19 protein-coding genes are annotated in these 22,498 nt (G+C 43.4%); 9 read left to right on the top strand and 10 right to left on the bottom strand.

Going from position 1 to position 22,498, the window contains the following annotated elements; translation table 11 throughout:
* Positions 1-145 precede the first annotated feature (145 nt).
* From lipB to AAEY80_RS07965, 3 genes are all read left to right on the top strand, one after another.
* Positions 146-1,051 carry a lipoyl(octanoyl) transferase LipB gene (gene lipB / locus AAEY80_RS07975; protein WP_025651821.1) on the top strand — a complete coding sequence of 302 codons (906 nt, stop codon included), beginning with the start codon at positions 146-148 and terminating at the stop codon, positions 1,049-1,051.
* 168 nt (positions 1,052-1,219) lie between these two features.
* A complete protein-coding gene (locus tag AAEY80_RS07970) occupies positions 1,220-1,750 on the top strand; it encodes an inorganic diphosphatase (RefSeq protein ID WP_025651820.1) in 531 nt (176 codons plus the stop codon).
* Positions 1,751-1,949: 199 nt separating this feature from the next.
* Positions 1,950-2,423 (top strand): hypothetical protein, encoded by a 474-nt coding sequence (locus AAEY80_RS07965; RefSeq protein ID WP_350588155.1) that lies wholly within the window; start codon positions 1,950-1,952, stop codon positions 2,421-2,423.
* Between the two features lie 113 nt (positions 2,424-2,536).
* On the opposite strand, the gene AAEY80_RS07960 is transcribed toward AAEY80_RS07965, so the two are convergent.
* Complete coding sequence (locus AAEY80_RS07960; protein ID WP_201578504.1) at positions 2,537-2,842, bottom strand: hypothetical protein; 306 nt, start codon at positions 2,840-2,842, stop codon at positions 2,537-2,539.
* 213 nt (positions 2,843-3,055) lie between these two features.
* Between AAEY80_RS07960 and AAEY80_RS07955 the strand changes: the two genes are divergently transcribed.
* Both AAEY80_RS07955 and AAEY80_RS07950 read left to right on the top strand, forming a co-directional pair.
* Positions 3,056-4,042 (top strand): SEL1-like repeat protein, encoded by a 987-nt coding sequence (locus AAEY80_RS07955; protein WP_350588154.1) that lies wholly within the window; start codon positions 3,056-3,058, stop codon positions 4,040-4,042.
* Positions 4,043-4,287: 245 nt separating this feature from the next.
* Positions 4,288-4,680: a hypothetical protein gene (locus tag AAEY80_RS07950; RefSeq protein ID WP_025651816.1), complete on the top strand. Its 393-nt coding sequence runs from the start codon at positions 4,288-4,290 to the stop codon at positions 4,678-4,680.
* Positions 4,681-4,853: 173 nt separating this feature from the next.
* Here the strand turns inward: AAEY80_RS07950 and AAEY80_RS07945 are convergent, their stop codons facing one another.
* Entirely contained in the window at positions 4,854-5,741 is an 888-nt protein-coding gene (locus AAEY80_RS07945; protein WP_173239484.1) for an SDR family NAD(P)-dependent oxidoreductase, read from the bottom strand.
* Between the two features lie 211 nt (positions 5,742-5,952).
* On the opposite strand from AAEY80_RS07945, the gene AAEY80_RS07940 reads away from it, so the two are divergent.
* On the top strand, positions 5,953-6,342 hold the full coding sequence (locus AAEY80_RS07940; protein WP_025651814.1) for a DUF1622 domain-containing protein: 390 nt from the start codon (positions 5,953-5,955) through the stop codon (positions 6,340-6,342).
* A gap of 32 nt (positions 6,343-6,374) precedes the next feature.
* Here the strand turns inward: AAEY80_RS07940 and dusB are convergent, their stop codons facing one another.
* The 4 genes from dusB to AAEY80_RS07920 form a co-directional block, all read right to left on the bottom strand.
* Positions 6,375-7,412 carry a tRNA dihydrouridine synthase DusB gene (gene dusB, locus AAEY80_RS07935; protein ID WP_427647090.1) on the bottom strand — a complete coding sequence of 346 codons (1,038 nt, stop codon included), beginning with the start codon at positions 7,410-7,412 and terminating at the stop codon, positions 6,375-6,377.
* Positions 7,413-7,545: 133 nt separating this feature from the next.
* Positions 7,546-9,588 (bottom strand): BCCT family transporter, encoded by a 2,043-nt coding sequence (locus AAEY80_RS07930; RefSeq protein WP_025651812.1) that lies wholly within the window; start codon positions 9,586-9,588, stop codon positions 7,546-7,548.
* Between the two features lie 231 nt (positions 9,589-9,819).
* On the bottom strand, positions 9,820-11,865 hold the full coding sequence (locus AAEY80_RS07925) for a BCCT family transporter (protein WP_201577826.1): 2,046 nt from the start codon (positions 11,863-11,865) through the stop codon (positions 9,820-9,822).
* Between the two features lie 282 nt (positions 11,866-12,147).
* Positions 12,148-12,591, bottom strand: coding sequence for an HIT family protein (locus AAEY80_RS07920; RefSeq protein ID WP_025651810.1), 444 nt, complete (start codon positions 12,589-12,591; stop codon positions 12,148-12,150).
* Positions 12,592-12,819: 228 nt separating this feature from the next.
* On the opposite strand from AAEY80_RS07920, the gene AAEY80_RS07915 reads away from it, so the two are divergent.
* The 3 genes from AAEY80_RS07915 to AAEY80_RS07905 all read left to right on the top strand — a co-directional run bounded on the left by AAEY80_RS07915 (position 12,820) and on the right by AAEY80_RS07905 (position 17,179).
* Positions 12,820-13,608: a hypothetical protein gene (locus AAEY80_RS07915; RefSeq protein ID WP_350588153.1), complete on the top strand. Its 789-nt coding sequence runs from the start codon at positions 12,820-12,822 to the stop codon at positions 13,606-13,608.
* 185 nt (positions 13,609-13,793) lie between these two features.
* Positions 13,794-15,680 carry a dihydroxy-acid dehydratase gene (gene ilvD, locus AAEY80_RS07910; protein ID WP_025651808.1) on the top strand — a complete coding sequence of 629 codons (1,887 nt, stop codon included), beginning with the start codon at positions 13,794-13,796 and terminating at the stop codon, positions 15,678-15,680.
* Between the two features lie 251 nt (positions 15,681-15,931).
* Positions 15,932-17,179: a cation:proton antiporter gene (locus AAEY80_RS07905; RefSeq protein WP_201577822.1), complete on the top strand. Its 1,248-nt coding sequence runs from the start codon at positions 15,932-15,934 to the stop codon at positions 17,177-17,179.
* A gap of 51 nt (positions 17,180-17,230) precedes the next feature.
* On the opposite strand, the gene AAEY80_RS07900 is transcribed toward AAEY80_RS07905, so the two are convergent.
* From AAEY80_RS07900 to AAEY80_RS07885, 4 genes are all read right to left on the bottom strand, one after another.
* Entirely contained in the window at positions 17,231-18,622 is a 1,392-nt protein-coding gene (locus AAEY80_RS07900; RefSeq protein WP_350588152.1) for a serine hydrolase domain-containing protein, read from the bottom strand.
* 180 nt (positions 18,623-18,802) lie between these two features.
* Positions 18,803-19,375 carry a protein tyrosine phosphatase family protein gene (locus AAEY80_RS07895; protein WP_025651805.1) on the bottom strand — a complete coding sequence of 191 codons (573 nt, stop codon included), beginning with the start codon at positions 19,373-19,375 and terminating at the stop codon, positions 18,803-18,805.
* Between the two features lie 87 nt (positions 19,376-19,462).
* On the bottom strand, positions 19,463-20,374 hold the full coding sequence (locus AAEY80_RS07890) for a MaoC family dehydratase (RefSeq protein WP_025651804.1): 912 nt from the start codon (positions 20,372-20,374) through the stop codon (positions 19,463-19,465).
* 421 nt (positions 20,375-20,795) lie between these two features.
* Entirely contained in the window at positions 20,796-22,196 is a 1,401-nt protein-coding gene (locus tag AAEY80_RS07885) for a 3-oxoacyl-ACP reductase (RefSeq protein WP_201566213.1), read from the bottom strand.
* Positions 22,197-22,498 lie beyond the last annotated feature (302 nt).

The raw sequence follows: 22,498 nt of genomic DNA, 5'->3' as shown, positions 1-22,498 counted from the left end.
ATATTCTGCTTTATATATGCATGGATTTAAATTTGAGCAGCAATCCTAAAAACTGCTACACTCAATATTGGGGCGCGTTGAACAGTCGCTACCAGTCAGTATTTGCCAATACTCTATACCAGACCACAACAAGACAGTCACTCTTATGCAAAACCTAACGCAACAGATTCACGATAGCCTTCTTGACGATACCTTGCTTAATGACACCCTTCTGACAAAATCGCTGTCGGCAGCCGATTATGTCTCTACCCATGATGCGATGCTAGCACGCACGTTAGCGCGTATTGCGCTCAAAAAAGAGCAAGGTTTGCGCACGCCTGATGAGTTATGGATTGTCGATCACAATGACGTCTACACGCTTGGGCAAGCAGGTAAAGAAGAACATATCCTGCAACGGACTGACACCCCTATTATCAAAACAGATCGCGGCGGACAAGTGACGTGGCACGGTCATGGCCAGCTGGTTATTTACTGGTTGTTTGATTTGGACAGTATAGGCTGGAGTGTGCGCAATCTGGTATCGCATGCCGAGCAAGCGATTGAGGACGTGACCAATGCCTGTTTGCAAGGTTTAGCCTCATTTGACAGTATCCATGTCCGTGCGCATTCACGTCGTGATGCACCCGGCGTTTATTTATACAATAATTCATACGTGTGTGCTGCAGACAATAGCGAGGATTCTGACACTAGCAATGAAACTACTACCCTGCCAGTAACGGATGCCATTATGCTAGGAAAAATAGCCTCGCTAGGGTTTAAAATTAAACATGGTTTTAGCTATCACGGCATTGCGCTCAATATCAATTGTGACTTATCGGCTTTTAACGCCATCAATCCGTGTGGCTACGCTGGCATGCAAATGCTACGTTTAGCGGATTTTGTGGCAATTAATAAGTTAGCCAATCTTGATAAAACAGCTCTGGATGAGACAGCCAACAAAAAGACGACTGAGCAGCTAAGCTATAAACAAGTTACTCAAATGCTGATTGATAATATTGCACAGCGTCACGCAGGAAAAATCCCATTGCGACCGGTAGCGCCTAAGTCTTAGCTTATTTTGCATAACCTTGTGCCTGCTTAGACTTAAGCATAACGAGCAACTGATATGGAAATTTGCTATACTCGCAGCCGACTTTCATGAGGTGCCGCTAGCATTTGTGGCCTCTACTTAGATAACTTTACCCCTCAAACTTTAATATAAAAGCAACAGGAGCATTTTATGGCAGACTTTAATAAAATCTTGGACGCAGGTGACGTCGACGGTGGCATCATCAACGTTGTGGTAGAAATCCCAACAGGCAGCAGCCATAAAATCGAATGGAACCGCGAATTAGCCGTTTTTGAGCTTGACCGTGTTGATCCACAAATCTTTGCCAAACCTTGCAACTATGGCTTTATCCCGCAAACGCTTGATGAAGATGGCGATGAGCTTGATGCATTAATCATTACTGAGCAGCCTTTACCTACTGGCATTTTCTTAAAAGCCAAAGTAATCGGCGTTATGAAATTCGTTGATGATGGCGAAGTTGATGACAAAATCGTCGTCGTCCCTGCTGACGACCGTGATACAGGCAATGCTTACAACAGCCTAGAAGATTTACCAAAGCAGCTGATCAACCAGTTACAGTTCCATTTTAGCCACTATAAAGATCTTAAAAAAGCTGGTACAACAGTGGTTGAATCTTGGGGTGACGTCGCAGAAGCCAAAGAAGTGATCAAAGAATCTATCCAACGTTGGAAAGACCTATAGAGTACAATAATAATCTAATGAGCTGATGTTTATGCTCACAAATATAAGCACTCTTAAAGATACCGCAGACACGATATGACTGCGGTATTTTTTTGCTTGAATCTCACGCTTATAAAATGGTTATAATAAACGACAGTAGCTATAAAGTTATCTGCAACTATTTTCATTTCTAATAAAGCAAGCCTCAATAAGGAAAGTCATGTTTAACCCCAATCCCAGCTCAAAATCTGTCAGTGCCAAGCTGCCAAAAGCGGTCATCATGATGATTGAGAAAAACAATCTGGTGATGGCTATCAAAACCTTGGCCGCTGAAGAAAATATCAGTATGGACGACGCCAAGGTTCGAATTGATGCTTACGAGACAGCATTGAAGGTAAAGCAACAGCAGAAGTTGAATACCATCGCTAACAAGCAAGGTATCTCCAACCACGCCATTAGTTTTGATAGAGAGCAGGAAACTGAAGACGGACATGAGGCTGGGAAACTGATAAAAAACCGTGTGAAAACCACTCAAGCAGATCAAGGTTTCAAAAGTCTACAAAGGGGTGTAGAGAGCCAACTTAATGATTTGGGATATGAAAAGCCTCTTTTACCACATTGGGCAAAGCGGCTATTGATTATTGCTGCGGTGATGGCAGGATTGTTTTGGCTGTTATGGCGGGCGTTTGGTTAGTCTGTTTTAAATGGTTCCATTATAGAGGTCTATTTTAAGTGGTCTGTTAATACGTTTGAGGGGTGAATTATCTGGTTCCCTTGGGGTATGCCTTTAAAAACTGCCTAATTTCATTAAGCTTTAAGCTTAAGCGTATTCATATTGAATATTAATATTTGAGAATACAATTGATTATTTTCGAAGAAAGCAACTAACCTACCTTGGTCATTAGTTGAATTAATCTCATTTAGCCAACACACATATACATCCAAGCCCTCATATTCTTCAGTATATGTATTTTCATCTATATAATTTCTGCAATTCACCCAATCACCACTAGAGTGACCAAAAATATCCCTAAGAATAGGCTGAGAACTTTTTTTAGCTATAATATGATCTATAAGCATCTCAAATTTAAGACTCAGATCGTCTTCATCCATATTATAGTTCTCTTAAATCAGTTGTTAAGTTATCAAAAATAGTGAGTGTACAGTTTAGAGTTCGATTCCTGTATAGCGCACCGAACATGCTCTCATGACAAACTTTACAGTAAATAAAAAATTTCTCAATATTTTTTTGCTTAGAGAGTCGCTCTTTTGAAACTTTAAGATAATATACTTATTCAACACTTTTTCTACCAGTGAATCAAATATATGATTTTCAAAAAAACTAATTTAGTTGCCCTTCTTTTTTCTACTGCTTTATTACCTCTTACGCTTACGAGCTGTCAAAAAATGCAAAGTGAAGCCAAAAACGAAGCTTCTGAGGGGCAAACAGCTATTCAGGAAATAGAGACAGAAACTAAAGCTGAAGACGTACAGGAATTAGCCGAACAGGGCGATGCAGAATCACAATTCGATTTGGGTTGGATGTATGATATAGGAGAAGGTGTTCATCAAGACTATGCCAAAGCTGCGCAGTGGTATATGAAATCGGCTAATCAAGGTTTTCCTGAGGCGCAGTATAATCTTGGTGCGATGTATCGTGAAGGCGAAGGAGTCCCTCAAAACTATGCTGAAGCAATCAAATGGTATACGAAAGCAGCCGATCAAGGCTTTCCTGAAGCGGAGTATAACCTTGGTTTAATGTATACCCAAGGCAATGGCGTAGACCAAGACCTTTCACAAGCCTTTAAATGGTATACAAAAGCTGCTAATCAAGGATATATCATTGCACAAAATGATTTAGCCGCAATGTATTATGAAGGCAATGGTATAGAGCAAGACTTGCCTCAATCACTTAAGTGGTATACAGAAGCAGCTGAACAAGAATATGCTCCTGCACAAGCTAATTTAGGTGCAATATATTATCAGGGTAACGGCGTGACACAAGATTTTTCACAGGCTCTAAAATGGTTTGGAAAAGCAGCTGATCAAGAAAATGCTAATGCACAATATAATCTTGGAGTTATGTATTACATGGGTCACGGTGTAGGCCGAGACTTCTCCCAAGCCTTTAAGTGGTATACAAAAGCTGCTGATCAAGAATATGCTCCTGCTCAAAACAATCTTGGTGCGATGTATCGCGATGGTGTAGGTGTTAATCAAGATAATACTCAAGCAAAGAACTGGTTTAATAAGGCTTGTGAAAATGGGCAACAAGAAAGCTGTAATAACTATAGGAAAATAAATCAAGATTAAGTCAGTTTGACCTCAAAAAATCAATGTTATGTACACCGTGACCACCTAAATATCTTAATATACTGAGACCATTACCCTACAGCCGAAGATTCAAGTCCTCACTAGGGAACCGAACCAGTGAAAGCGCCTGATTGGTTCGCCATATGTATACTAGCAATACTCTAAAAAAATAGCTTCTCCTATAACTGATGATATTGGTGCACTGATAATGGCAAGCTCGATGCAGAAAACAGGAAATTATGCTTATGGAAATAAATGAATGCGAAGAAAAGTTTTGGAATAGTGACTCTTTTCATTATTATTTAGAGAGTGAAGACACATGGGATGTTGATAAATATTGGGATCTTGAATATTCACTAATAAAGTTAAGTAAGTACCTGAATGACAAGAATATGATAGAAAAAAATCTTGCAAGAAATATCTATTACCTAGGAAATAGTATAAATAATCTAGTCTGTGCTCATAGGAGCTCTACAGTCGCATGGACATTTGATACATATAGATATAGCGAAGATGACATTGATTATTGTATTGATAGGTTTAATCACCTCATGCGAGTTTTATGGCAAGCTGGTAGCTACAATCATGAAGAATCAATAAATTTTTTTAGAGAAAATCCGTTGTTTAAAGATATTTAACTACAATAGTTTATTAAAAATCCTCACTAGTAAACCACACATTTTTCCCATAACGGTGATTATGGTAAATAAAAAATCCACTGCCTACCCATTCATATAAATTACGAATAATTTTAAAGCATTAAAAAAGGATACCGCAGCATCCTTTTTCTTTTATAAGTAACAAACACAATTTAGTGATGCTCACCCGGTAAAATTCTGGCAAAGGCACGCTGAGCAAGGTTTGGTTTTTTATCGGTGGTCAATCCAGCGCGGGTGCTTGGGAAAATACGATAACCCATCGATTGGATACCCACGTTGATCGCTGGTGCTAATGAATAAGTAGCCGACGCAAACTTGCCCATATTACTGGCAATACTGTTAGGTTTATAAACAATCGCTTTGGCGACCATCATTGCCGCTTCATCAGGCATCAGCGCAGGCATGTAACGATATAACTTAGTCGGCTCAATCATCGGCGTGCGTACCAATGGCATAAAGATATTGGTAATCGTGACATTATCGCCTTTCACTTCAGCAGCCAAGCATCGGCTAAAGGCATCTAATGCCGATTTTGAGGCGACATAAGCGGCAAAGCGCGGACTATTTGCCAGTACACCAATGGATGAGATGTTAACAATTTGACCGGCTTGGCGTTCAATCATCGTCGGCAAAAATCCAAGAACTATTTTGACAGCGCCAAAGTAATTGATGTCCATGGTACGCTCAAAATCATGGAAACGATCAACAGACTCATGCACCGAACGGCGAATCGAGCGACCCGCGTTATTGACCAGTACATCGACATGGCCAAAATCAGCCAAAATTTGCGTGCTAACAGTTTCAATCTCATCCATATTGGTTAAATCACAAGGGTAATAACTGGCCTTGCCACCAAGCTCCTCAATATTTTCTTTTACTACTTTTAGCTTCTCTTCGGTACGTGCTAATAAAATAACATGAGCACCGCACTCACTAAGTAAAAAGGCCGTACGTTCACCGATGCCGCTTGAAGCACCAGTAATGATGATATGTTTGTCTTTAACCGCTTTGCTAATTGCCTTTTTTGAGGGAGTAGCCATAAAAAATCCTTTTTGTTTATTATATTCCCAATAGTGTGCAGCTCTAGGATACCAAAATTACATTGTAATTACTCGAAAAAGTACCAGTAAAATTTTATAAAATAGTATTGCAAACCGATAACAAAAGGGCAGTAAATTTGCCATCTTACTCTACCGAGTTTTTTAGCTATAATTGCCTTTGTATGTTACGCACCTTAAAGGAGACTGTCTTTTGATAGAAACGCTAGCTCATTATATTGATCTGATTGCCAAATTCGTTGAAGTCATTGGTGTCCTTATTATGCTTTTTGGACTATTTTATGCATTTTATAGGGCCATTCGTTTGACGGGTCGCTTTACTCATGACGCTTATATCGAAATCAGACAGACGGTTGGCAAATCTATTTTATTGGGCCTCGAAGTGCTCATCGCCGCCGACATTATGGCCACCGTCGTCACAGAGCCTACGTTGCGTAGCGTTTTGGTCTTGGGTTTTATCGTGCTCATTAGAACTTTTTTAAGCTTATCGCTACAAGTCGAGCTAGAAGGACGCTTTCCTTGGCAACACCCCAAGTCTGCGCCTGAACAAACATCAAAGACTGAGCATGCTGATGAGTTGTAATCAATACTTCATAGCCAATCGCTATTTATGCCTTACTCATGAGCCTGTAAAAAAGCCTCGACCACACGAAACTGCCCAACGGTGCTCTCCTCAACATACATTGCTTGACGAAAAGCATTAGAGTTTGGAATGCCCGTCGTATACCATGCAATGTGTTTGCGCGCGATTCGGCACCCCGAGTATTCACCGTAAAAGCCATATAGCTCTTGCAAATGCGCCAGTACAATCTCTTTAATTTCGCTCACACTCGGTGCCGCCAACATGTCTCCTGTACGCAAAAAATGCTCGATATCGCGAAATATCCATGGCTGTCCTTGAGCCGCTCGCCCAATCATCACCGCATCACAACCGGTCAGCTCATAGACACGCTGGGCTTTTTGCGCGCTATCGATATCACCATTGGCAATAACGGGTATACTAATACTCTCTTTGACTTCACGTATCAACTCGTAACGCGCCTCACCAGTATACATATCCTCACGAGTACGCCCATGAATGGCAATAGCGGCAATGCCTGCCTGCTCTGCTCGCTTCGCCACACGCAAGATATTCTCGCGACCATTTTCAAAACCCAAGCGCGTTTTTAGTGTCACTGGTGCATTGACGCTATTTACCGCAGCATCTAACAAGCGCGCAACCAAATCTTCGTCTTGTAGCAGCGCCGACCCTGCCAGCTTACGACAGACTTTTTTGGCTGGACAGCCCATATTGATATCGATAATCTGCGCACCATTATCAATCTGATAACGCGCCGCTTCTGCCAATTTATCGGGTTCCGCGCCTGCTATCTGCGCAGAAATAGGCGCGATTTCGTTATCAAAATTGGCACGATACAAGGATTTTTTGCGCGCATAAAGCGCGGTATCAGCGATGATCATTTCACTCACCGCGTGACCTGCACCAAAAGACTTGCATAACCTTCGAAAGGGATTGTCCGTCACGCCTGCCATCGGAGCTACCATTAGACGGTTTTCAACCGTCAAGCCGCCAATCATCAATGGCTGCAATAGAGGATGATCATTGGCGATTTGTGCTGACGACTCAGAAGAAACTGGAGAATCAATAGACATAAAAAACGGCTTGCTCTTGATTGAGATAAGTTAATGAAAACAAGCCGTTATTCTAAGGGTTCTTGACTTTATTGCAAGCTATTCATATGGGAAACCTGCAACAATTAATGCTCAGTTTTGATAGCTAAACCAATTATTTATCAAACACACTGCCTTGCTCTAGCGTGATGTCTTCATCATGCTCTTGCATGCGCCACGGTAAGCTATCAGGCGATTCATGTAAAAACTTTAAGTACTTTTCGAACTGGTCAATAATATCATTGATTACAGATTCTGATTGATAGCCATATAAATCATAAGTTTGTGCACCGCGACGTAGATAAACTTGCGCCCGGTAATGATGTGCTTGCTCTAAACCACTTGTCACATCTTGCGTGTAATAGTCAGGCATATCATGGTTTGATAAACGGACTTCATACCAGAACTCCACATCATCGCCACGTTGCAGCTCCAATACCGCTCGGTTATTGGTGTCATCATAGTTTACTTCAGGATGCCAGCCAGTTTCTTTAAACTTTTCAGCTACCTCAGTCATCGATGACATAACCGTACCTTTAATATAGTCTAAAACAGCCTCGCGGCTTGGTTGCTCAGTGATGTAATCAATACGGGCACGCCACGCTTCAAGCTTGAGCAAATGCGGCGGTAGATGGTTCTCATTCGCCAGACTCTCATTACGATGCTCCTCGATACGTAACGCTTTCCACATACCGTACATAGCGATCAAAATAATAATAGTAAACGGTAAGGCGCTGACGATAGCGGCTGTTTGCAGCGCCTGTAGACCCCCTGCTAGCAAAAGCACAGAAGCGACGACGCCTAGTATCACCACCCAAAACGTTCGCTGCCATGCTGGCGTATCACTACGACCTCCTGCGGCGAGCGAGTCAATGACTAAAGACCCTGAATCAGACGAGGTGATAAAAAATGTAATAATAAGCACAACAGCCAGAGCTGATACTACTTGCGTAAACGGCAGATTTTCAAGTAGCTTAAACAAAGCAATCGCTTGATTGTTCTGTACTTCAGTAATTAATGACTCATAGCCTTGTACCATAATCATATTTAGCGCTGTATCACCAAACACGGCAAACCAAAAGAAAGTAAAGATGGTTGGCACTAGCATCACACCTGCGATGAACTCACGAATGGTACGACCACGGCTGATTTTAGCAATAAATATGCCGACAAACGGTGACCATGAAATCGTCCATGCAAAGATAAACAGCGTCCAACTGGTAATCCAGTCCCCTTGCTGATAGGCCTGTAAGCTAAAAGTACGCTCAACGATATTGCCCAAATAGCTGCCCGTATTTTCCATAAAGGCATTTAAAATAAATACGGAAGGGCCAACGATAAACACAAACAACATCAGCGTGGTTGCCAGTATCATATTCAAAATGGAGAGTCTTTTTACCCCTTTATCCATACCAGCCAATACTGATATCAGAGCCAAACCCGTAATGAGAGTAATGGCAATGACCTGAACCGTGGTATTAACAGGGATACTAGGAACCAAATAGTTCAAACCGGTATTAATCTGCGAGACTGAGATACCCAAGCTGGTAGCCAACCCAAACAAAGTGCCTAAGATGGCGAATACATCTACTGCATGGCCGATAGGGCCATATATTTTTTCACCGATAATAGGGTAAAGCGTTGAGCGCATCGATAAAGGCAAACCCTGACGATAAGCAAAATAGGCCAAGGTCAACGCCACTACGCCATTGATCGCCCAAATATGAAAACCCCAATGAAAATAAGCAATTTGCATTGCCTCTTTAGCAGCAGCAATAGTTTGCGGCTCTGACAGCGGCGGCGTGGCAAAATGTAGCACCGGTTCGGCGACACCATAAAATAGCAACGCAATACCATAGCCTGCTGAAAACAGCATAGCAAACCATTCAATGAAGTTGTATTGTGCCTCGCCATGATCAGGGCCAAGCTTAATACTGCCATAAGGAGAAAACGCCAGCACCACGATAAATATCAAAAACAGCGCGGTTGCCAGCATATAAAACCAACCGAACGTCTCAGTGGTAAAATTCAGTACTTGCTCAAATAGCCCACTAGCCAGCTGCGGATTGACCGAAGTGCCTATCACCAGCAATATCATGACAATCGCTGTCGGTATAAATACGGGCATCGAAATAGTAGAGCCAGATAACTTACTCATAAAATGTTCTCTAAAAAATTATGAAATTGGATATGCGTGTCATACGGTTATATAGCATTCATTTATTCAAATAATCTGTTTAAATAGCCTGTCTAAGTGTTTTTTAAATAAGGCAGGCAAACATTGACCTTAACTATGCGTATCAGCCAATAAATTGTAATAAACAACATAAATATCTCCAAAAAAAGGCAACTTTTCAGCTGCCTTTTTGTTTATCGGATGATCAACGCTCTATTTATCAAATACACTGCCCTGCTCCAACGTGATATCTTCATCATGTTGTTGCATACGCCACGGCAAGCTATCTGGCGAGACATTCAAGAAATGTAGGTACTTCTCAAACTGATCAATAATATCATTAATCACCGACTCTGATTGATACCCATATAAGTCATAAGTTTGGCCACCACGGCGCAGATATACCTCAGCGCGATGGTGATGCTCTTGTGGTAATTCATTGGCCATATCTTCGGTATAGTAGTCAGGAATCTCATGCTCTGACAAACGAACCTCGTACCAGAACTCCACGTTATCGCCACGTCTTAATTCCAATACAGCACGGTCATTGACCTCATCATAATTAACATCTGGCAACCAACCCGTTTCGGCAAACTTCTCTGCCACCTCATTCATCGATGATAGAACCGTGCCTTTGATATAACCCAGCACTTTATCGCGCGTTGGCTGATTGGTCATATAATCAATACGGTCACGCCACGCGTCTAGCTTTAGTAGATGTGGCGGCAGATGATTGTCATTGGCTAAGCTTTGATTGCGATGCCCCTCAATCCGTAGCGCGCGCCACATACCAAATGTCGAAATCAAGATAATGACCGCAAACGGTAAGGCACTGACGATAGCGGCTGTTTGCAACGCGCTTAGACCACCCGCGATGAGTAAAACTGCAGCGACGGCCCCTTCCGTGATTACCCAAAACGAACGTTGCCACCATGGCGTGTCACTACGTCCACCTGCAGCGAGCGAGTCAATCACTAATGACCCTGAATCAGATGAGGTCACAAAAAAGGTAATAATCAGTACTACTGTTAATGACGAGACAATCTGAGTGAAGGGTAAGTTTTCTAACAATTTAAATAAGGCTATCGCTTGGTTGTTTTGCACCTCACTAATCAAGGCATCATAACCATCGACCATAATCATGTGTAGCGCGGTATCACCAAATACTGAAAACCAAAAGAAAGTAAATAGTGTTGGTACTAACATTACGCCCAGCACAAACTCACGAATGGTGCGACCACGACTGATTTTGGCAATAAACAACCCAACAAAAGGCGCCCATGCAATCGTCCATGCAAAGATAAATAGTGTCCAGCTACCGATCCAATCACTCGATTGATAGGCTTGCAGGCTAAAGGTACGCTCAACGATATTACCCAAATAGCTGCCTGTATTTTCCATAAAGGCATTGAGTATAAAAACAGTCGGGCCAACGATGAAGACAAATAGCATCAATGCCGTTGCTAACAACATGTTTAAGATAGACAAGCGCTTTACGCCTTTGTCCATCCCAGCTAACACAGAGACCAAGGCAGCGGCTGTTACCAAAGCAATGATGATAACCTGCACCGTGGTATTCACTGGCACCATATCTGGTAGCAGATAGTTTAAACCGGTGTTAATTTGCGCCACTGACAGCCCTAAACTGGTAGCGATACCAAACATCGTACCCACAATCGCAAACACATCGACGGTATGACCAATAGGGCCGTAGATTTTGTCACCGATTAATGGATATAGCGTTGAGCGTACTGACAATGGCAAACCATGACGAAAGGAGAAATACGCCAGCGACAAACCTACCACGCCATAAATTGCCCAAATATGAAAACCCCAGTGGAAATAAGCAATTTGCATGGCTTCTTTTGCAGCCTCAATCGTCTGCGGCGTGGACAGCGGCGGACTGGCAAAATGCAACACAGGCTCTGCCACTCCATAGAACAATAACGCGATACCGTACCCTGCGGAAAACAGCATGGCGAACCATTCAAGGAACTTATACTCAGCCTCGGCATGGTCAGGACCCAGCTTAATACTGCCATAAGACGAAAACGCTAAAGCAATAATAAACATCAAAAATATGGCAACTGCCAACATATAAAACCAACCGAAAGTATCGGTGGTAAATGCCAGTACGGTACTAAATAGCTCGCCAGCAGCTACTGGATTAATCGCTGTGCCAATGACCAATAACAGCATAATGGTGGCGGCTGGTACAAATACTGGCAGCAAAATGGTAGAGCGAGGTAATTTACTCATAAAAAGTGATGTCCTCAAATTAATGCAGCGTTATTAAATATAAAGGTTGTTGGTAAACACAATGTAGAACCGGTGCGCCCAACAAAATATAATTTGTACCACACTCTTTGCCTCAACCCCAGATGTACCTTTCACTTGTAACACTACTTTAACGAATGTTACATGACTATTACCAAGCAATAAAAAAGGCCGCTTGTTAGCCGCCTAATTATAATTATCAAGAAACGCTTAATACCTAACGCGCAAAGTTGATTTACCAAGTAATAAAACGGTGTTCTTGTCTTATAAAGTAGAAATCACTGCAGCAAGTTGTTTAGCCGTCTCAGCCAATTTTCCATGATCTGCCTGTGTCACTGCATGACGACCTAGCTCATGAATGCTTGATGGAATCAGATGCACGTGATAATGAAAGACGGTCTGCCCTGCTTGTGACCCATTCAACTGCATCTGGATAACACCTTCACGCTCAAATAATTGACGCTGTGCTTGCACGATCTTTTTAGAGGTCATTAATACTGCTGCGGCATATTCTGGCTCCAAATCACCTAAATCAACGGCTTTTTGCTTGGGGATAACCAACACGTGACCTTCTGCTTGCGGCATGATGTCCATAAAGGCGAGCGTTTTATCATCTTCATATACTTTATGATAGGGAATATCACCGTCTAGCATTTTGGCAAAAATATTACTGTCGTCATAATTAGTCGGTTGATTGGCTTGTGTCATTATTTTTTCCTTTGATTGTTTGATTGTTTGATTATCAGTATTGAATACAATGTCTGTCATATAGTGGACGAATTATGGGTTAAGCACAAGTTACCATAATGGCTATCTGTAATTGCCTATCCATCCAAATTGTCGAAGCAAACCTTCACCTCTTGAAGCCATTAATTTATTGGCGAGGTGCCTACTATAAATGTTATATTAATAGCCTATTTTGCTGACACGACGTTTATGGATTTGCCTACCTTGCCGACTCACTCATTTACAGCCAACGACTCTTATTCAGACCCTCATAATACAGAATCTGCCTCTGGCAATACTGGCACCCCTGCTATGAATAATAGCGGTGTAGAGAACGAATCTGCGGTTGATAATAACAGTCAAAAGATAGATTCCAATGCGATTATCTTGGCAGAAGCACTAAGCGATAAAACGATCAGCTGGCGTATCCATAACTGTAAAATTATTAAGAAGATTATCACCCAAGATCTGCCGCTGCCATTCTTATATCATTACGACAGCCTAGAAGACAGTATCAAAGCAACTTATCCGCTGACGCCCAAATTGCTGGCGCAGTTTAATACGCCTATGACGGCTGTTGAGGCGGCGAAATTTATCGGTATTGATAAAGCGCTGATAACTAGCCCTTGGCATGTCAAAGTCATTGGCTCGTTGGTGGTGTTTAGCGAGGCGCTACAATTGGCGGTACGCTTGCATTGGACCAATACTGGTAAAGACACCCAGCAGATTTATACACAGAATGAAGCGGACGCTATCACTGCAGCCTTTAAAGACTGGCAGTTTTTTGGTCGCGTTGATATCCTATATAAAAATACCAAACAGACCTTAATCAGTATCGATGAACATGGCACAACTGAAGCGCCGCTACTGACTATTGAGGCCAACGCTGATTACCAACAATTATTAGCCACGCATGCATTGACGGTCATTGCCAAATTAGAAGCTGACAAAACCGAGTTACCATGGTTTGATGATGCTATCTTAGCGCGTCTTGAGTAGCGAGTATGTTGTCTCATATTGATCGATTGTTTATTGCCCCATTATTTTTAGTTACTCATAGCTAATGGTATGGTAACGAATTAGTATTATTCACTAGTACTCACTCTACATAAAAAGCACACTATCGGCATCACAGCTGATGCTGCACACGTTCATAAATCTCGCTTATTTGTAAGGAATATCACATGGATTATCGCTCAAAAACCTCTACTGGTGGTCGTAATATGGCAGGTGCACGTGCCCTATGGCGTGCAACAGGTATGACTGACGGCGACTTTGGCAAACCAATTATTGCAATTGCCAACTCCTTTACCCAGTTTGTACCCGGTCATGTGCATCTAAAAGACCTCGGGCAAATGGTGGCGCGTGAGATTGAAAAAGCGGGCGGCGTCGCAAAAGAGTTTAATACCATTGCGGTAGATGACGGTATTGCCATGGGTCATAGCGGTATGTTGTATTCACTACCGAGTCGCGACTTGATTGCCGATTCTGTTGAATACATGGTCAATGCGCATTGCGCCGATGCCCTAGTTTGCATTTCTAATTGCGATAAAATCACCCCTGGTATGTTGATGGCCGCAATGCGCCTTAATATTCCCGTGGTATTTATTTCAGGTGGGCCGATGGAAGCGGGCAAAATTTTGGCCAGTACAGTCGGTAAAAGTCACAATAATGAAGACAGTAACGGCAGCGCCGTTCGTAAGCTGGATCTCGTCGATGCGATGATGGATGCCGCTGATGACAGCATTAGTGATGAAGATGTCGCCGCTATTGAAGCTTCAGCCTGCCCGACTTGTGGCTCATGCTCAGGTATGTTCACGGCCAACTCGATGAACTGCTTGACCGAAGCGTTAGGACTGGCATTACCGGGTAATGGCTCGCTGTTAGCTACTCATTCGCTGCGTCGTGAATTATTTTTAGAAGCGGGTCGCACCATCGTCTCATTAGCCAAGCGTCGCTATGAGCAAGATGATGATTCGGTATTACCGCGCTCAATCGCCAGTAAGGCAGCTTTTGAAAATGCGATGACCCTAGATATCGCCATGGGTGGCTCGACCAATACTATTTTGCATTTATTGGCAGCCGCCAACGAAGCGGAAGTTGATTTTAAAATGTCAGATATCGATCGCCTGAGTCGCGGCGTACCTTGTCTGGCAAAAGTTGCGCCTGCCTCGCAAAAGTACCATATGGAAGATGTGCATCGTGCTGGTGGTGTCTTTGCATTACTAGCCGAGCTTGATCGTGCCGGATTATTGAAGACTGACGTGCCGACCATCCATAGTGAGACGATGAAAGCAGCGATTGATAAATGGGACATCATGAACCCTGACAATACTGAGGCACGTGCGCGTTATATCGCCGCGCCTGGTGGCGTGCGCACGACTGAGGCGTTTTCTCAGTCAAAAGAATGGTCAAACCTTGACGTCAACCGTGAGTCAGGCTGTATCCGCAGTGCCCAGCATGCTTATTCAACCGATGGTGGCCTTGCTGTACTATACGGCAATATTGCAGAGCGTGGCTGCGTGGTCAAAACCGCTGGTGTCGATGAAAGCATCTTAGTTTTCACAGGGCGCGCGCGACTCTTTGAATCACAAGATGATGCTGTCGCCGCCGTTCTTGATGATCAAATTGTTGCAGGTGATGTTGTCATCATCCGCTATGAAGGCCCGAAAGGCGGCCCTGGTATGCAAGAAATGCTGTATCCAACGACTTATCTGAAGTCAAAAGGCTTGGGTAAAGAATGCGCTCTACTCACCGATGGTCGTTTCTCTGGTGGTACATCTGGCCTATCAATCGGTCATGCCAGCCCTGAAGCGGCTGAAGGTGGAGCGATTGGTCTGGTTGAAGAAGGCGACATCATCCATATCGACATTCCTAATCGTACCATCAATATGCAGGTCAGCGATGCCGATTTGGCCACTCGTCGCGAAGCGATGGAAGCTCGCGGACGCGATGCGTGGAAACCTGTCAGCCGTGAGCGTCATGTTTCTCCTGCCCTACGTGCTTATGCAGCAATGACTACCAGTGCTGATACTGGTGCGGTGCGCGATGTGAGCCAAGTGGAGCGCTAAGCTAAAAACCTTACCTAGCATTTTTTAGAATATTTTTACTAGAATTATCCTAAGCCTGAATACTAAAAAAGCCTGCGTGATGCAGGCTTTTTTAGTATTCAGGCTTTTTTTTCACCAAAAAACAACGTAGTCACTATTCTGATAACGTTTTTTTGTAGTAATAAAAAATTTTTACCGTCATTATTAATGAGCTAATAAATACCCTCTAACCTCAAAAATTTAAACCCTATGACACAGTGTGTAGCAAACCTATGATTGAAAACTATAATTTATTCTTATTGGTCTGTGGCATCACCTTTTTATTAGGGGCGTTGTTTCCTATTATCTTTAAGCGCACGCCTATCTCCTTACCTATGTTGCAAGTCAGCTTTGGTCTGCTGATGGGTTATTATTGGACGACATTATCATTTTTAAATCCGCTTGATAATGGTTTAATCGTCGAGAAATTAACCGAGATTGTGGTGTTGGTCTCTTTGGTTGGCGCGGGTATCAAGATTGACACTAAGTTGTCTTGGCGATTGTGGCGCCCGACTGTCCGTCTGTTGCTTATCACTATGCCAATTGGCATCTTTGCTATGGCGGCCTTGGGTTATTATGCTTTTGGTCTTAGTATGGGTGCAGCAATCTTACTGGGCGCGGTACTGGCACCGACTGATCCCGTATTGGCCTCTAGCATTCAAGTCGGACCACCGAACACAGGCGGTGAAGATACGCCGCGATTCACCTTAACCTCAGAAGCTGGATTAAACGATGGGCTGGCTTTTCCATTTGTTTATTTGGCGATTAAAATAGCAGAGGCTTTTAGCGAAGGTAAGGATTTTACTGGTGAGATGCTCTGGTCGTGGTTTACTCATGACGTACTGTGGAAAATTGGCGCAGGCTTGGTAGTTGGTATCATCGTCGGTAAACTGTTAGCAAAATTGGTGTTTTCAAAGTACAGCCACGAAACCACCATCTCTCAAGGGTATCTGGTGATTGCGCTAACACTACTGGCCTACGGTTTAGCAGAATTGGTACATAGCTATGGTTTTATTGCGGTATTCATCGCAGCATTTGCTTTTCGTCGTTCAGAGCATGAACACAGTTACCATAACAAGCTGCATGACTTTGCAGAGCAATCAGAAGGCTTGCTGATGTCACTCGTGCTCGTCACTTTTGGGATGTTTCTCGGTCAAGGGTTACAGTCGGGTGTTGAGCTAACATGGCGTGTCTATATCGTCAGCTTTACTTTTTTATTATTGATACGTCCGATTGGCGGCTTCATTGCCCTGTCTGGGCTAAACTTGCCACACACTGAAAAATATGCCATCTCTGCATTGGGCATCCGCGGTATTGGTACCTTATATTATTTATCTTACGCGCTCAATCAAGGTTTTTTTGGTGAGGAAGATGCGCTCAAATTATGGGTCGTCTGCTCGATTGTGATTCTGGCTTCAATCTTTATCCATGGCCTCAGCGCCACAAAGTTGCTTAAAATGACGCCGAAAAAACCACATTAACCCTCACCCCAATACGGATAAATCAACAGTGATTATGATCACTCTGTATCTTTATGGCGCTAGGATTTTATTGTCCAACAAGCCAAACACAGCTTCGGTTAGGGCAAACTGACGAACATCGTTGAGCATCGTGGTATCAAAGTTATGAATAAAGGCAAAGGATAACTGCCGCGCAGGATCACACCACGCAACCGAACCGTTATAACCCATATGACCAAAGCTCGCTTGAGTATCAGCACAAATACTGAGTAGTCGATGATAACCCAAGCGCCAATCCATATTCGATGGCATGACAGCATCTAGCCCTGTGACTTGCGGTTTGGCTAGCGCCTCAAAAGTGGCGCTATCAATAAGCGTGCGTCCCTGCCATTGCCCGCCATTAGCCAACATCGCATAGATAGTGGCTAGTGCCTGCGCTGAGGCAACACCGTTGGCCGCTGGAATGGCTGCTTGTAACGTCTCACGCTGGTAATAGTCAATAGGTTGTTTATTAGCAGGTATGAGTGCCGCTTTATAATTTCTTAGATTCAGCTTGCTCGTATTGAAATACAAACCATTAATATGAGCCGTGTCTAAAATAGGCAGGTTGTTTTGCTCATCACCCTGAATTGTACTTGCCGTTTCTTTATTTTCTAACGTGTGCTGCTGCCAACACCCATAACTGGGCAGATTTGCATACGTTTTTAATGTCTCTGCTGAGTCTGCTTTTATCGTAGGTTTATGACGCCTATTACCTAACTGTGAGCTGTCCTCATTTGACCCAGCAAAGTTTTTGGCCAGCATCGCCACTTGGTCTACTTTGCTAGCGGGTACGCCGAAATAACAACTGTCTGCGATACCCAGTGGTTCAGTCAAATAATGCCGCAGCGCCTCAGCCAATGACAGCTCAGTCACCGCTTCTATCACGCCGCCTAATACCCAGCCATAGACTAAGGCACTATACGCGCTGTCGTATAACTCGGCATCTTCAGGTGCAGTGACTGACATCGCAGCGACTTTACTAAGCATCAACTGCCAATCGAGCAACTCTTCACTGTCCGCATCAATACTCTGAATAGAGAATAAATTGGCTTGATGCGACATAACATGGCGTAGCGTAATATCACCTTTATGCTGGGCAGCAAATGCGGGCCAATAGCTGGCAATCGGCTCATCATAAGCAAGCAACTGCTGCGCAACCAATACATGCACCAGCGTTGCCAATACGCCCTTACCCGTCGAAAAATTAAGCGATAAAGTATCAGGACTCCATGACAAATTCGCGCGCGCCAGCCCTATGCTCGCTTGTGCGATACATTTGCCGTCCTGATAGACAACCACCGCACCACCAGCAGGCGCATCATCAAGCTGTAAATCGGTAAGTATTCGCTGCAAATGTTGCTGAAGCTCGCTATCGGTTTGATCGTTAGGGTTTTGATTGGTTTTATTATTGTTGTCGCTCATGGTTGCTTTACTCCATTCTTTATAATTATGACAGGTCATTGAAACTTCAAGATTTTAAAACGCCTTAGCGCCTTAATCTTAAGCATTTATATACTACGGCATTTATAAAATACCAATAAATTATTTAATAATAAAAAAGGCCACCTATTGGTCGCCTTTTTTATTACTTCTCTTCATGCTTTAGCGCGGTACTAACAAACGCTTATAAACTTCGTCTTCAAGCTTCGTCAAACCATGACCGCGACCACGCTCCATAGCCGTATCCATCTTACGCCCGCGTAGCCAACCTGCCCGCAGAGCAATCGCTGCACCTACTCTATTGCCAGAGCCACAGTGCAACGCTGTTTTTTTGCCATGATGTTGGCGTAAGATATTATCAAACGCCAATATCTTAAGCTGCTTTAAATCTGCAGCGCCGCTAATAGCCAGCTGCTCATAGTGCATGCCTGCCCGCTCAACTGCTGCTGCTTCATCAAAGCTCAACTCGTCATCAGGTTGTAAGTTAATGACTAGCTCAACCCCAGCTTCGGCCAAAGCCGCCACTTTTTCCTCATCGAGCGCACCGCACACAATGGTATTTGCATCAGGGCGAAAGTAAGGGACGAAAATAGTGGCAAGATCGACACCATTATCACAAGCGCTGATGTCAATAGTAGCGCTGTCAGTCGCAGCGTAATCGTTCGCAGCGACTGTATCAGCTGCGGCCGAGCGATCAGAATGTACGGTACTGGTTACTTTATTTTGTGAAGTCATAGTTATAAATGTGTTCGTTAGGTGTGGCTATTGAGATAAAGGCGTCTTAGCTTACTGGTTATCGTTTTGTTGGCAGTTAATTAACGGTCACTTCTGCAATTTAATAACACCCGCCAGATGTGGCTTGTCGTTTTTAGAGCTATATAAGCCAAACTCACAAGTGTCGTCTGCATTGTCAAGCTGCGCGACCGGATCGCCAATAAGCTCTACTTCAGCAGGCAAAAAGATAGGCAACTTAAATGACACATCAACCGTACAAGCATCAGGTAGCTCGTCCATCATGGCAAGGCACTTGGCCTTTGACCACATACCGTGAGCAATGGCTTTAGGAAAACCAAACGCGCGCGCTGATAATGGATGCAGATGGATAAGGTTGAAGTCACCTGAAACAAAAGCATAGCGACGACCAATGTCCTCTGGCACTTCAAAGATGCTATGCACGCCGTCAGCGTTCACTGCTGGCTTCACCGTTACTGCACGCGGGCTGCTTTTATTATCTTTTTTGCTACTGTCCGATTTTTTACTACGTGACAGATAGGTTGACGTTCCTTCCCAAATGACTTCGTCCTCTGACTTGACCGTCGTCACAAAGTCGAACTGTTGACCTTGAGCATGATCACGCAAGTTATCGAACTTCACTGCCATAGCGACAGTCTCACGCTCACCGATAGGACGGTACTGAGTCACGCTATTATCCACATGTACCAGACCTAACATGGCAAACGGGAACGGCTCTTTGACCATCATATTCATCTGTAATGTTTGCGATAAGACCGAAAAATACGTCACAGGCACTTTGCCATTATCAGCAAAACCACAAATCTTGCGGTAATCATCAAGGTTGCTTTGATCGATGTGTAAGTCATCTACATAATAGGTCGCTTGCGGCAACTGGTCTTTACTGATTTTGCCACTATTGCCAATTGGCAATAAGCTTTTTACGATATTGGCGTAAGTCGTATGCGCTTTTGGCAACGCATCATAATGTTTGTCTGACATAATAAATCCTAAGTGTGGCTCAAGCTAATTTTCTTAGTGCATCTCGAGATGCTATGAAGTCGTTGATTAAGCTTACCGTTGAGTGATGTTATAAGCGCTCTGCTCGATATATTTAATACATAGCATTTTTCATACAAGGCAGCCGTTATATATAGATATTTTTTATACCTATTCCTTATATCTAGTATAGGCGCTTATCCCAACAAAAATCAATTGGGCTCATGGTTCCTGTGCTTTTATCATAAAGTTCCTGTGTTTTTATCATAAAAAAGCCACCCTTGGGCAGCTTTATTACAATTTATCAGCAATTCTTTCGTAAGCATATGTGAGGCACATAAAAAATTGTAAGTGATATCATGGATTTACCATGAGCAAATTCATCACCTATACCCACAAACGAATTAGGACGATGCACTCAAGGCTATGCACCTAGCAAGCTTTGACCACAAACGCGTACAATGTTGCCATTTAGACCGCCAGAAGCAGGAGATGCAAACCATGCGATAGTCTCAGCGACGTCGACTGGTAAGCCGCCTTGACTCATTGAGTTCATACGGCGACCCGCTTCACGAATAGCAAATGGGATGGCTTCTGTCATTTGCGTTTCGATAAATCCTGGAGCAACAGCGTTGATAGTCATGCCCTTAGCGTTATCTTCTAACTGCTTGGCAGTGGCATCCACCAAGCCAATCACGCCTGCTTTTGAAGTGGCATAGTTGGTTTGACCCAAGTTACCCGCGATGCCTGAGATAGATGATACGCAGACGATACGCGCGTTTTCTTTTAGGACGTCATTGTCAAGCAAGTAGCGGTTCAGCTTAGCGATACTGCCTAAGTTGATATTGATGACCATGTCCCACTTTTTCTCATCCATTTTTGCCAAGGTTTTATCACGTGTCACGCCAGCGTTATGGATAATTGAGTCTAGACCGCCACGCTTTTGCGCTGCTTCTGCGATTTCTTTGCCCGCGTCGGCACTGGTGATGTCGACGGTTAAGACAGAACCACTGATTTCGCTAGCGACCTTTTGCAAGTCAGCTTGCTGCTGCGGAACATCAAGACAGATAACATGAGCCCCTTCACGAGCCAATACGCGCGCGATGGCTTCGCCGATACCGCGACTTGCGCCAGTGACTAGCATGGTTTTGCCGCCTAGAGGCTGTGTCCAATCGACATCGACGTTATCGCCTTTGCTGACGCGTACGACTTGTCCTGACACATAAGCTGAGCGCGCAGAAGTGAAAAAGCGTAGTGTCGAATCTAGATTTTGCTCAGCACCTTCTTCAACGTAGACAAGCTGTGCAGTAATACCACGCTTAAACTCTTTACCAACTGACTTCACAAAGCCTTCAAGCGCACGTTGTGCCAATGCTGCTTCGATATCAGTCGAGTTTTCTGGCGTACGGCCCACGATGATTACTCGACCTGATCGTTCTACGCGGCGAGCAACGGTGTGGAAGAATTCATACACTTCTTTAAGCTGGTCAGCATTACTGATATTACTGGCGTCAAAAAGCAAGACTTTAAATTTATCATCGCCGCCCGTATTGGCTTTTGCCTCAACACCCGCATCAGAAAGCGCATCTTTGATACCATCGCTGCTATTGACAAATACCTCGGCATGGACGTCTGACAAGATGCGGGCGATTGACTCACTCACGCTTTTGTCATCGCCAGCAGCGCGACCGACCAATACGCTACCGCGTACCAAGGGTTGACCACTATCAAAACGGTCAAGCTCTACCGGCATAGGCAAGCCTAAGTTTTTTGCGACTTTTTTACCAATAGAAGATTGAACAAAATCACCATAACGGTCTGACATAATATAGTTCCTATAACGAAAGGTTAAGATAAGAGTAAATGAAAAATGGAATTTGTCTTTTATAATCACTCATACAAACATCAACAAGTATAAAGACTCATCAGCATCATAATTATTTATATTTAGTAAATGGGTACAAAACTGCCTTAACTATACACTCACATAGTAAACAAGTCCAAAAGCCAAAAATGTCTATAACAATCTGTAAACAAGCCAGTATACAAGACAGTCTCTTTTTTTAGATTTAAAAATTGCTATCTTGTGCTAAAATCAGACCTATAAGTTATGGCAAATGCATTTAT

The sequence above is a fragment of the Psychrobacter sp. 78a-MNA-CIBAN-0178 genome, assembly GCF_040309625.1.
GTDB classification, from domain to species: Bacteria; Pseudomonadota; Gammaproteobacteria; order Pseudomonadales; family Moraxellaceae; genus Psychrobacter; species Psychrobacter okhotskensis.
Note: the sequence above shows the minus strand (reverse complement) of the source record. Positions and strands in the feature narration are given on the sequence as shown.